This is a genomic window from Streptomyces sp. NPDC001732 (assembly GCF_053596315.1).
Genome location: NZ_JBSFFY010000026.1, coordinates 77,713 through 89,880, shown reverse-complemented (window position 1 = coordinate 89,880; position 12,168 = coordinate 77,713). Strand labels below are relative to the sequence as shown.

Here is a 12,168-nt window from a genome sequence, read left to right as displayed (position 1 = left end):
AAAACCCTCGGCCCCGCACGGCCTCACCCGCCGATCGGAGCCGCCCATGGACCGGCCCGCCCGCCGGTCCCCCCACGAACCGCCGGGATCAACACGGACCGACCGACCACCGGTCCGCGCCCGGCAGGCCGGGGGTGCGCACTTCCCCCTGCGCGCCCCCGGCCATTTCCCTTCCCGGCCACTTCTCTTCCCGGCCGCTCCCCCCTCCCCCGGCCGCTTCCCTCCCGGCTCGGCGGGCGACGCCGTCAACGGCAGACCAACTTGCCTAAAGGCTTTAGGCAGCTCCATAATCCCTATCGCTGAACAGGAGAAGGATTATGGTTCGAGCAGGACTGACCGCGGAGCGCCTGACGCGGGCGGGGGCGGAACTCGCCGACGAGGTCGGCTTCGACCGGGTGACCGTCTCGGCGCTCGCCCGGCGGTTCGACGTCAAGGTCGCGAGCCTGTACTCGCACGTGAAGAGCTCGCAGGACCTCAAGACCAGGATCGCCCTGTTCGCGCTGGAGGAGCTCGCCGACCGGGTTTCCGCCGACATCGCCGGGCGCGCGGGCAAGGACGCCCTGGCCGCCTCCGCCAACGCCTTTCGCGACTATGCCCGGGAGCACCCCGGCCGCTACGACGCCGCCCGGCTCAGGCTCGACCCCGAAACGGCGGCGGCCAGTGCCGGTGTCCGGCACGCGCAGATGACGCGCGCCATCCTGCGCGGCTACGACCTGACGGAGCCGGACCAGACGCACGCGGTCCGGATGCTGGGCAGCGTCTTCCACGGCTACATCAGCCTGGAGATGGCCGGAGGCTTCAGCCACACCGCCGTCGACTCCCAGGCGTCCTGGCTCTGGACCCTGGACTCCCTCGACGCCCTGCTGCGGAACCGGAGCACGTCCTGACCGGCGGGAAACCGCACCACCGGGAAACCGCACCGCCGGAGGCGACCCGCCGCGCCGTACGCGTACCGGCGATCCGAACCATTCGCGCACCTTGAGCAACAAGGTGGGGCAGAACCATGAACGCCGAGCCCACGAACACCGGACCCATGAACACCGAGCCCATGAACACCGGACACGGCTGGACCACCACACCCGTCACCGCGGACCTCCTGCGCGGTTTCCTCGACCTGGAACCGACCGCACGCGGCCTGCTCCCGCACCGGCTGCCCGCCGCGGCGCGCCGGCAGATCCCCGACGAGCAGCTGGCCATGGCGCAGGCCCAGCCGTCCGGCGTGCGGCTCGCCTTCCGCACCCGGGCCACCGCCGTCGAACTGGACACGCTCCCCACCAAGCGCGCCCACCGGGGTTTCCCGCCCCCCGCGGACGGCATGTACGACCTGCTGGTCGACGGCCGCCTCGCAGCGCAGGCCACGGTGACCGGCGGCAACGTCCGCACGATCACCGACATGGTCGCCCAGACCTCCGAACTGACCGAGGGGCCCTCCGGCACCGCCCGCTTCACCGGTCTGCCGGCGCGGGACAAGGACGTCGAGATCTGGCTTCCGCACACGGAGATCACCGAGCTGATCGCCCTGCGCACCGATGCCCCCGTCGAGCCGGTGCCGGACCGCGGGCGCAGGGTGTGGCTGCACCACGGCAGTTCCATCAGCCATGGTTCCAACGCCGCCCACCCGACCGCCGTCTGGCCGGCCCTGGCCGCGGCCCGGGGCGGCGTGGAGCTGGTCAACCTGGGGTTCGGCGGCGGCGCGCTGCTCGACCCGTTCACCGCCCGCGCCATCCGGGACGCCCCCGCGGATCTGATCAGCCTCAAGATCGGCATCAACATCGTCAACACCGACGCGATGCGCCTGCGCGCCTTCGTCCCCGCGGTGCACGGCTTCCTCGACACCGTCCGCGAGGGGCACCCGACCACCCCGCTGCTGGTCGTGTCCCCCGTCCTGTGCCCGGTCCAGGAGGACACCCCCGGCCCTCTCGCGCCCGACTTCGAGGGGGGCACCCTGCGGTTCAGGGCGACGGGCGATCCGGCCGAACGCGCCGCCGGGCGCCTGACGCTCAACGTCGTCCGCGACGCGCTCGCCCGGATCGTCGAACAGCGCACGGCCGACGACCCGAACCTGCACCACCTCGACGGCCGCGACCTCTACGGCGAGCAGGACTACGCCGAATTCCCGCTGCCCGACGAGGTCCACCCCGACCCCTCGGGGCACCGCCGCATCGGCGAGAACTTCGCGCGGCTCGCGTTCGGCCCCGGCTGCCCCTTCGCCGACCACTCCGCCTGAGGCGGAAGGCCGTCACCGGCCCCGGCTGCCCCGGGGCCGGTGACGGCCATGCGGCCGTGCCGCCGTCACAGCTCCTTGGCCGTCACAGCTCCTTGGCGGGCCAGTCCAGCAGCCGGGCCCCGATGACCGCCGTCTGCAAGGTGTAGCGGTGCATCGGGTCGGACGGATCGGACCCGGTCAGCTGGTGTATTCGCTCCAGGCGGTAGGTGAGCGCCCGTACGCTCAGCGACAGCCGGCGGGCCGTCTCGGCGGCGACACAGCCCGCGTCGAAGTAGACGGCGAGCGTCTTCAGCAGGGGCACGGCGCCGCCGCGGGCCTGCTGGAGCGGGCCCAGTTCGCTGCGGACCAGATCGGCCATCGCCTGCCGGTCGCGGGTCAGCACCGGGTAGACCAGCAGGTCCGCCGCGTACAGCACCGGATCGTCCAGGTCCATCCGCTCCGCGAGGTCGAGGGCGTCGAGCGCTTCGTCGTACGAGTGGACGACCCCGCCGGGCCCCGTGTGCGGGCGGCCGATCGCGACCCGGCCGCCGTCCGTCGCCGCGTGCGACTGCTTGGCGAAGTACCGCAGGACGTCGGGCTGACTGCCCGGGGCGATGCAGACCAGCCGCCCGTCCTTCGTCGTGATCAGGATCTTCCGGCCGCTGAAACGGGCGAGCAGCGCCGCCTCGACCGTGCGCGGCACGGAGTCGGTCTCCGTGTACGCCTCCGGGCCCGTGGCCACCGCGACCGCGTGGGCGCGCGAGAGCCGCAGCCCGAACCGGGTGGCCCGCTCGGCGAGCCGCCCCAGGTCGCTGCGCCCGTACAGCAGGTCGTCGATGAACTCGCGGCGCGCCGCCTCCTCCCGCCGCACCGTCAGCCGCTGGGCCCGCTCGAAGCCCTCCGCGAAGGCGTCGACGGCCTGCTCCATCACGGCCAGCACCGACTCGGTGGCCACCGCGTCGGCCGTGACGGACAGCGGCCAGGAGGTACGGGTCGCCGCCAGGTGCATGCCGACCAGGGCACGCAGCTGGTACCCGGCCTCGGCGGCCTCCCGGCCCAGCCGTCGGCGGTCGTCCAGCTCGTCCCGGGTCAGACGGCGGCCGGTGGCGGCGGCATCGGCCAGGATGTGGACGTAGTCCCCCAGGCACTCCCCGGGAATCTCCGGCTCCGGCACGCGCTCTCCTCCAGTCCTGACGCGACTTCGACAATCGCTCAACACACATCGGGTGATGCCGGTGCCCGGCATCGAGGACGAGTAAAGATTGCCGGACTCCGGCAGTGCGACACCGGCCCCCCGAATGACACGATCCCGTCAGCACCACACGGGGGAAACACGGGGGAAAACGGGGGAAATCCCGGCTGTTTCAGCGCCGCTTCACGCCGCCTGCGACAGCCGGGACCGCCGCCCGCCCGGACCGGAAAGACAGCAGGGGGAGGACCGATGCGGGAGTTCCTGAGCGCGGCGACTTCCTTTCCCGCCGTTCCGTTCGGCGCCGCACTGGCCGTCGTCGTCTTCTTCTGGCTCCTGGTACTGGCCGGGGCCGCCGATCACCACTCCTTCGACGGGGACCTCGACACCGACCTCGCCGGAATCGGCGGAGTGCCGGTCACCGTCACCGTGTCCGTGATGGTCGTCGTCGGCTGGTTCACCAGCCTCACCGGCACCGTCCTGATGCACCGCAGCGACGTCACGGGCCTCGGCCGGGCCGCGTTCGCCTGCGGAGTGTTCGCCGGGGCGCTGCTGATCGGCTGGATCGCGACGCGGGCATTCGTGCGCGGCTTCCGCCGACGCTTCCCGGAGGAGCCCCCTCCCTCCCGGCAGGACTTCCTCGGCCGGGTCTGCACCATCCGCACCGGCTCCGTCAGCGCCGACTTCGGCCAGGCCGAGGTCGTGGCGGCCGACGGCTCCACCGCCGTCGTCCAGGTCAGGCTGGCCGGACCGGCGGACGGCGCGGCCCTCACCTCGGGCAGTGCGGGACTGCTGTACGCGTACGACGACGCGGGAGAGTTCTTCTGGGTCTCGTCGTACGACAGGGCCCTGGACCCGGGACCGCCACCACCACGACCACGCACGGCGCAGCGCACGAGCGCGCGCCGCACTCCACGCCGCACCGGCTGACCCGACCGGACGACCCCCGGCACCGCCCGCCGCGTCCCGTCGCGCCCGCCGCGCAGTGAGCCGCCCGGGGCCCCGGCGCGCCGTCGGCCCCGCCGCTCCACCCTCTTCATCACCAGCCGTCAAGGACTGTCATGGATGCCATCACCTTGGGATTCGGCGTGCTCGTAGCCGTCGTCCTGCTCATCGCCGTCGCCCTGCTCTTCGTCATCACCCGGCTCTTCCGCAAGGTGGAGCAGGGCAAGGCGCTGATCATCTCCAAGACCAAGAAGGTCGACGTCACCTTCACCGGAGCCGTCGTCCTGCCGGTGCTCCACAAGGCCGAGAGCATGGACATCTCGGTGAAGACCATCGAGATCCGCCGCACCGGGCGCGAGGGCCTGATCTGCCAGGACAACATCCGCGCCGACATCCACATCACGTTCTTCGTCCGGGTCAACAAGACCGTCGAGGACGTCATCAAGGTCGCCCAGGCCATCGGCACGGAGCGGGCCAGCGACAAGGTGGCCATCCAGGAATTCTTCGCCGCGAAGTTCTCCGAGGCGCTGAAGACCGTCGGCAAGCAGCTGGACTTCGTCGACCTGTACACCAAGCGTGAAGAGTTCCGGGACCGGATCATCCGGGTCATCGGGACGGACCTGAACGGCTACCACCTCGACGACGCCGCGATCGACTACCTGGAACAGACGCCGATGTCGCAGCTCGACGGCGCGAACATCCTGGACGCGCAGGGCATCCGCAAGATCACCGAGCTGACGGCGATCGAGCACGTGCGCACCAACGAGTACCAGCGCACCGAGCAGAAGGAGATCACCCGGCAGGACGTCGACGCCCGCGAGACCATCCTGGAACTGGAGCGCCGGCAGGCCGAGGCCGAGATCAAGCAGCGCCGCGAGGTCGAGACGCTGCGGGCCCGCGAGGAGGCCGCCACCGCCAAGGTCCAGGAGGAGGAGCGGCTCGGCGCCCAGGCCGCGTTCATCCGCACCGAGGAGCAGCTCGGCATCCAGCGCGAGAACCAGGCCCGGGAGATCGCCGTCGCGCAGAAGAACCGCGAGCGCGTCATCGCGGTGGAGAACGAGCGGATCGAGAAGGACCGCCTGCTGGAGGTCATCGGGCGCGAGCGGCAGACCGAGCTCGACCGGATCGCCGCGACGAAGGAGGTCGAGGCCGAGCGCCGCGAGGTCGCCGACGTGATCCGCGAGCGGATCGCCGTGGACCGCACGGTCGCCGAGCAGGAGGAGTCCATCAAGACGCTGCGGGCCGTCGAGGAGTCGGAGCGCACCCGCAGGTCGGTCATCATCGCCGCCGAGGCGGAGGCCCAGGAGAAGCTGGTCAAGGACATCAAGGCCGCCGAGGCCGCCGAGGCCGCGGCGGGCCACCTGGCCGCAGAGCAGCTGACGCTCGCCGAGGCCCGGCTGAAGACCGCCGACCTGGACGCGCAGGCGAAGCTGCGGCTGGCCGAGGGCATCCAGGCGGAGTCCGCCGCGCCCGGCCTCGCGGAGGTCCAGGTGCGGGAGGCGGAGGCCGACGTCATCGAGAAGGCCGGTCTCGCCGAGGCCGAGGCCACGTCCGCCCGGCTCCGGGCCGAGGCGGAGGGGGCCAGGCTCAAGGCCCTCGCCGAGGCGGAGGGCACGCAGGCCCAGGCGGCGGCCGACGCCGCGATGATCGGCGAGAAGCTGAAGGCCGAGGCCGCGGGCCTCACCGAGAAGGCCGCCGCGATGGCGGCGCTGGACGACGCGTCGCGCGGGCACGAGGAGTACCGGCTGCGGCTCGCGGCGGAGAAGGAGATCCGGCTGGCCGGGCTCGACGTGCAGCGGCAGGTGGCCGAGGCGCAGGCGACGGTGCTGGCCACGGGCCTGGAGAACGCCGACATCGACATCGTCGGCGGGGAGTCGGTCTTCTTCGACCGGCTGGTCTCGGCCATCTCGATGGGCAAGAGCTTCGACGGGTTCATGGAGAACTCGGACACGGCGAAGGCCCTCGCCGGCCCGTGGCTGAACGGCACCTCGTCGTTCACGGAGGACCTGACCCGGATGGTCGGATCGGTCTCGACGGGCGATGTGCGCAACCTGACGGTGTCGGCGCTGCTGACCCGGATGATGCGGACGCCCGGGACCGGCGTCGCACCTGGCCAGGTGCAGCAACTGCTGGCCGCCGCCCGCGAGTTGGGGCTGGCCGATGTGCCGGTCTCCGAGGTGACCGGGGCACTGGCGACGGGCGGAGCGCCCACGGCCGACGCCACCGCGGTGGTCGAGGCGGCGACCGCGGGTGACCCGTCCGCGGTGCCCGCCGCCCGGAACGGAACGCCGGTCGCCTAGGGCCGACCGCCGGGCGACCGCCGGGCGACCGGCCGCCCGGGGCCCAGCTGCCCAGGGGACGGCCGGTCGCCCCGGGGGCCTGGTCCTCCAGGGGCCGGTCGCCGGGGTCCCGGTAACCCGAGGGTCCTGGGGTCCTGGGGGCCTGGGGGGCTGGGGGCCTGAGGGCCTGGAGGCCTGAGGGCCTGGGGGCCTGGTCACCCGGGGGTCCCGGAGGCCGGCGGCCCAGGGGCCCGGCCTCCGTCGGGCCTTCGCCGGGCTTCCGTCCGGCCTCCGCCGGGTCGGCCCGATCCGGCCCGATCCGGTCCGCGGGTCCGGTCCGCCGCTCCGGTCCGATCCGGGCCCGCAGATACGGCCCGGACCCGAACCGCTCCGAACCGCCCGCACCACACATCTCGCAGAAAGAGCCGCACGTATGGACACCGACACCACGACCGCAACGCCCGTCGGCGGCCCCGTGGACGCGGGAACGTACGACGTGCTGCGCCGCCGGCTGGGCGACCGGGCCGCCGAACTCGCCCGCCGCGCCGAGGCGCTCAACGCACGGCGCACCCAGGAGTTCGGCTCGACCGAGCTCCGGCTCACCGGCACCGAGCAGATCCGCACCGAACAGGCGTCGGTCCCCCGCGACCTGGTGGCCGTCGGCGGGCGGCTGCTGTTCGGCTTCGAACGGGGGCCGGGCGCGACCGGGCCCGCCGAGGTGTCCGACGTACTCGCCCTGTACGGGCCCGAGCTGGACGCCCCCGTGGCGGGCGGGCCGCCGGCCGACGAGGACTTCGTCCGCGAGTTCACCGCCCTGCACCGCTACTACCGCGACGCCCGGCTCCTGCGGCTGCGCCGGGTGGACGGGAAGCTGCTCGCCGTCTTCCGCACCGGCGAGAGCGCGGACGGCGTCCGCGTGCTGCGCTGGGCGCTCGCCGCGGACGGTTCGCCGGGCGCCTTCCTCGACGCGCGCGGCGACCGCGACCACGTCTTCCCGCCGTCGCACGACTTCGCCTGGACCGTCGCGGGCCGCGAGTCGCACGTACCGGGCCGGCACCCGCACATCGCGGTGGGCGGGGACGGGGACGGCGCGACGGCGGTCCTGTTCATCGACACGCTCGGCGGCACGCTCACCGTCAAGACGGAGAACGACACCGACACCCCGCACGGCATCTACGAGGAACCGGTCGCCGAACCCCTCCAGTCCCTCGCCGACGCGGAGGTGGAGCACGCCACGGTCGGCTCGCTGGTCCTGCTCCGGGTCCGCCCGTACAACGAGGAGTCCTGGCGGCACCTGGTCTTCAACACGCTGCTCGGCACCGTCCTGCGCCTGGACGGCATCGGCCCGGCCTGCCACCGGCTGCCGGAGGACCAGGGGATCATCTTCCCCGGCGGCTACTACCTCACCACCGGCACCGCCAAGACCTTCGACATCGCCGAGCCGCTCTCCGCCCCGGTCTTCGAGGGCGCGGTCCGCTCCCCGAACGGCGAGGACGTCCTGTACGTCTTCCGCTCCCCCGACGACGGCCGCAGCCTGCTCCTGCCGTACAACCTGATCCGGCAGGAGGTCGCCACCCCGCTCCAGGGCCTCGGCCACGCCCTGCTCGACGACGGCACGCTCGTCCTGCTGCGCACCACCGCCACCGGCGACGAACCGGCCCGGGTCCACCCGGTGCAGCGCTGGCACACCCCGTACGTCTCCGACACCCACGCCGCCTCCCGCCCCGCCGCCGACGGGCCGCTCGCCCGGGTCGGCAACGCCGATCTGGTGCGCGGCATCTCCGACTGCCTGGCCCTCGCCCACGGCGCCACCGAGACGACCCCGACCGCCGCCGTGTACGCCCGGCTGGTCGCGGACTGCGTCCGCGCCACCGACCGCTACCACTGGCTCACCGACCCCGAACTCGGCACGCTCGCCGACCCGTTGGCCGAACTCAGGGCCACCGCCGAGCAGGTCCTGACCGAGTTCGAGACGGTGCGGGAGCTAACCCGGCAGGCCGCCGAGGCGCTGGCCGAGGCCACCGACCACATCACCGCGCTCGTCCGCCGCAGCCGCGGCGAGGTCCCGCGCTCGGCCGCCGAGTGGGTGGACCGGCTCACCGAACTGCGCCGCGCCCACGGCCATGTGGCGACCCTCGCCGAGATGCGGTACGCGGACACCGAACGCATCGCGGAACTCTCCGCCGACACCGCCGCCGACATCGACGCGGTGGCCCGGCGCGCCGTCTCCTTCCTCTCCCGGGACGACGCCTTCGCCGGCTACCACGAGGACGTCGACCGCCTCACCGCCGAGGCGTCCGCGCTCGCCACCGTCGCGGACGCGGCGGCGCTCGGCGACCGGCTGACCGGGATGACGGACGGGCTCGGCACCGTCACGGACGTCGTCGCCGGCCTCGACATCGGCGACGCGACGGTCCGGACCTCCATCCTGGAGCGGATCGCGGAGGTGCTCGGCGGGGTCAACCGGGCCCGCGCCACGCTCGACGCGCGCCGCCGCGAACTCCTCGACCGCGAGGGCCGGGCCGAATTCGCCGCCGAGTTCGCGCTGCTCGGGCAGGCCGTCACGGGGGCGATCGCCGCCGCCGACACCCCGGACGCCTGCGACGACCAGCTCGCCCGGCTGCTCGTGCGGCTGGAGAACCTGGAGTCGCGGTTCGCCGAGTTCGACGACTTCCTCACCGAGCTGGCCGAGCGGCGGACGGAGGTCCACGAGGCGTTCTCGGCCCGCAAGCAGACCCTGCAGGACGCCCGCGCCCGGCGGGCGGAGCGGCTGGCCGATTCGGCGGCCCGCATCCTGGAGACGGTCTCCCGGAGGGTGGCGGCCCTGGCCGACCCGGACGCCGTCCACACCTACTTCGCCTCCGACCCGATGGTCGCCAAGGTCCGCCGCACCGCGGAAGAGCTGCGGGAACTCGGCGACCCGGTGCGCGCGGAGGAGCTCGACGGGCAGCTGCTGGCCGCCCGCCAGGAGGCCGGGCGGGCGCTGCGCGACCGCAGCGAGCTGTACGCGGACGGCGGTGCCACGATCCGGCTGGGCCGGCACCGGTTCGCGGTGAACACCCAGCCCTTCGACCTCACGCTCGTCCCGCACGGGGACCGGCTCGCGTTCGCACTCACCGGCACGGACTACCGGGCGCCGGTCACCGATCCGGGGTTCGAGGAGACCCGCCCGTACTGGGAGCAGACCCTTCCCTCCGAGTCCCCGCACGTCTACCGGGGCGAGCACCTGGCGGCCCGGCTCCTGGCCGAGCGGGGCGTGGACGCCCTGGCCGCCCTGACCCCGGACGAACTCGCCGCGCTGGTACGCGAGTCGGCCGCCGCCGCGTACGACGAGGGCCACCAGCGCGGGGTCCACGACGAGGACGCCACCGCGATCCTCGCCGCCCTGCTGCGGCTGTACCCCGCGGCCGGTCTGCTGCGCCGGCCGCCCGCCGTGCGCGCGGCGGCCCAACTCTTCTGGGCGTACGGCACGGACGAGGTCCGGCGCGGCTCGTGGACCCGGCGGGCGGTCTCGCTCGCCCGCGCCCGCGACACATTCGGCCTCGCCCCGGCCGTCGCCGACCTCCAGCGGGAGTGGGCGGCCGTCATACGGGACGACAACTCCTGGGCTGCTCCCGCCACTTGGACCGAAGGCACCGGAACCGACGGCACCGCTCCCGGCAGCGCCGCCTCCGACGGCGGCGGGTCCGACAGTGCCGGGGCAATCGATCCGGGAGCCGTCGCCGAGTACCTCTTCGAAGAACTGACAAGTGGCCCGGCCGGTTTCGTCACCAGCGCCACCGTCCGCACGTTCCTCGACAAGTTCCGTCGTGCTACCGGCACTTCGGCCTACGACGAGGACCTGGCCGCCCTCCGCGACGACCTGCCGGCCCGTCGCCAACTTGTCGAGGGCTGGCTCACCTCGTACGCCGCCGCGAACGGCACCCGGCTCGACGCGGGGGATTTGGCGGAGTCCGTCGCCGTGGAGCTCTGCCCGGAACCGGTGTTCGAACGGTACGAGTGCGAGGCCCCGCTCACCGAGCGGGTGGACGGCCTGCTCGGCACCCATCCACGCATCGACCGGGGCACGCTGACCGTCCGCATCGACGAACTCCTCGCCCGCACCGCCGGGTTCCGTGCCCGCGTCGTCCCCGGCTTCCGCGCCTACCAGCGCCGGCGCACCGCCCTCGTGGACGCCGAGCGGTCCCGGCTGCGGCTGGACGACCTCCGGCCGCGCGTCATGTCGGCCTTCGTCCGCAACCGGCTGCTGGACGAGGTGTACCTGCCGCTGATCGGCGACAGCCTCGCCAAGCAGATCGGCACCGCCGACGCGGACCGGCGCACCGACTCGCAGGGCCTGCTGCTGCTCGTCTCGCCGCCCGGCTACGGCAAGACGACGCTGATGGAGTACGTCGCCGACCGGCTCGGCCTGGTCCTCGTCAAGATCAGCGGGCCGAACCTCGGCCACGACGTGACCTCGCTCGACCCGGCCCAGGCCCGCACCGCGACCGCCCGCCAGGAGATCGAAAAGATCAACTTCGCGCTGGAGTCCGGCAACAACACGCTGCTCTACCTCGACGACATCCAGCACACCTCGCCCGAACTGCTCCAGAAGTTCATCCCGCTCTGCGACGCCACCCGCCGCATCGAGGGCGTCAGGGACGGCGAGCCGCGCAGCCACGACCTGCGGGGCAAACGGTTCGCGGTGTGCATGGCGGGCAACCCGTACACGGAGTCGGGGGCCAGGTTCCGCATCCCCGACATGCTCGCCAACCGGGCCGACGTCTGGAACCTCGGCGAGGTGCTGAGCGGGCGCGAGGACGTCTTCGCGCTGAGCTTCGTGGAGAACGCGCTGACCGCCAACCCGGTGCTGGCGCCGCTCGCCGGGCGCTCCCGCGAGGACCTCGCCCTGTTCGTACGGCTGGCCTCCGGCGATCCCTCGGCGCGCGCGGACCGGCTCGACCACCCCTACCCGCCCGCCGACGTGGAGCGGATCGTCGCCGTCCTGCGCCATCTGCTGACCGCCCGGGAGACGGTGCTGGCGGTGAACGCCGCGTACATCGCGTCGGCGGCGCAGACGGACGCGTCGCGCACCGAGCCGCCGTTCCGGCTCCAGGGCTCCTACCGCGACATGAACAAGATCGCGGCGCGGATCGTGCCGGTGATGAACGAGGCGGAGCTCGACGCCGTCATCGACGACCACTACGCGGGCGAGGCCCAGACACTGACCTCGGGCGCGGAGTCGAACCTGCTGAAACTGGCCGGGCTGCGCGGCCGGCTCACCGCCGAGCAGTCCGCGCGCTGGTCGGAGATCACCGCCTCCTACGTGCGCACGCAGGCGCTCGGCGGACCGGACGGCGACCCCATGACCCGGGCCGTCGCCGCGCTGGGGCTGCTCGCGGACCGGATCGCGGCGGTCGAGTCGGCCATCGTACGGGTCGCCGACCCGCGCCATCTGCTCACCAACCCGCCCACCCCGCAAGCCCCGCACACCTCGCACGCGATTCACCGGCCCGGCACACCACCGGAGAACGACTGACGGCGGATCACCGACGGCGGACCGTCCGGCG

6 protein-coding genes are annotated in these 12,168 nt (G+C 73.4%); 5 read left to right on the top strand and 1 reads right to left on the bottom strand.

Going from position 1 to position 12,168, the window contains the following annotated elements; translation table 11 throughout:
- The first annotated feature begins 317 nt into the window (after positions 1-317).
- Together ACWCXX_RS23700 and ACWCXX_RS23695 are read left to right on the top strand one after the other, a co-directional pair.
- Positions 318-887 carry a TetR/AcrR family transcriptional regulator gene (locus ACWCXX_RS23700; protein WP_451130314.1) on the top strand — a complete coding sequence of 190 codons (570 nt, stop codon included), beginning with the start codon at positions 318-320 and terminating at the stop codon, positions 885-887.
- 161 nt (positions 888-1,048) lie between these two features.
- Entirely contained in the window at positions 1,049-2,227 is a 1,179-nt protein-coding gene (locus ACWCXX_RS23695) for a GDSL-type esterase/lipase family protein (protein ID WP_451130360.1), read from the top strand.
- An 82-nt stretch (positions 2,228-2,309) separates the two neighbouring features.
- Here ACWCXX_RS23695 and ACWCXX_RS23690 read toward each other — a convergent pair whose 3' ends face one another.
- Positions 2,310-3,380 (bottom strand): PucR family transcriptional regulator, encoded by a 1,071-nt coding sequence (locus ACWCXX_RS23690; RefSeq protein WP_451130312.1) that lies wholly within the window; start codon positions 3,378-3,380, stop codon positions 2,310-2,312.
- 267 nt (positions 3,381-3,647) lie between these two features.
- On the opposite strand from ACWCXX_RS23690, the gene ACWCXX_RS23685 reads away from it, so the two are divergent.
- The 3 genes from ACWCXX_RS23685 to ACWCXX_RS23675 all read left to right on the top strand — a co-directional run bounded on the left by ACWCXX_RS23685 (position 3,648) and on the right by ACWCXX_RS23675 (position 12,137).
- Positions 3,648-4,325 carry a hypothetical protein gene (locus tag ACWCXX_RS23685; RefSeq protein ID WP_451130310.1) on the top strand — a complete coding sequence of 226 codons (678 nt, stop codon included), beginning with the start codon at positions 3,648-3,650 and terminating at the stop codon, positions 4,323-4,325.
- 131 nt (positions 4,326-4,456) lie between these two features.
- Positions 4,457-6,640: a flotillin family protein gene (locus tag ACWCXX_RS23680; protein WP_451130308.1), complete on the top strand. Its 2,184-nt coding sequence runs from the start codon at positions 4,457-4,459 to the stop codon at positions 6,638-6,640.
- Positions 6,641-7,052: 412 nt separating this feature from the next.
- The gene (locus ACWCXX_RS23675) at positions 7,053-12,137 is read left to right on the top strand and encodes a DNA repair ATPase (RefSeq protein WP_451130307.1); all 5,085 of its coding nucleotides are present in this window, start codon (positions 7,053-7,055) and stop codon (positions 12,135-12,137) included.
- Positions 12,138-12,168: the final 31 nt, after the last annotated feature.

What these genes read in the sequence shown, in the direction of transcription:
- ACWCXX_RS23700 (WP_451130314.1), top strand. Translation starts at nt 318, where the DNA reads ATGGTTCGAGCAGGACTGACCGCGGAGCGCCTGACGCGGGCGGGGGCG.
- ACWCXX_RS23695 (WP_451130360.1), top strand. Translation starts at nt 1,049, where the DNA reads ATGAACACCGGACACGGCTGGACCACCACACCCGTCACCGCGGACCTC.
- ACWCXX_RS23685 (WP_451130310.1), top strand. Translation starts at nt 3,648, where the DNA reads ATGCGGGAGTTCCTGAGCGCGGCGACTTCCTTTCCCGCCGTTCCGTTC.
- ACWCXX_RS23680 (WP_451130308.1), top strand. Translation starts at nt 4,457, where the DNA reads ATGGATGCCATCACCTTGGGATTCGGCGTGCTCGTAGCCGTCGTCCTG.
- ACWCXX_RS23675 (WP_451130307.1), top strand. Translation starts at nt 7,053, where the DNA reads ATGGACACCGACACCACGACCGCAACGCCCGTCGGCGGCCCCGTGGAC.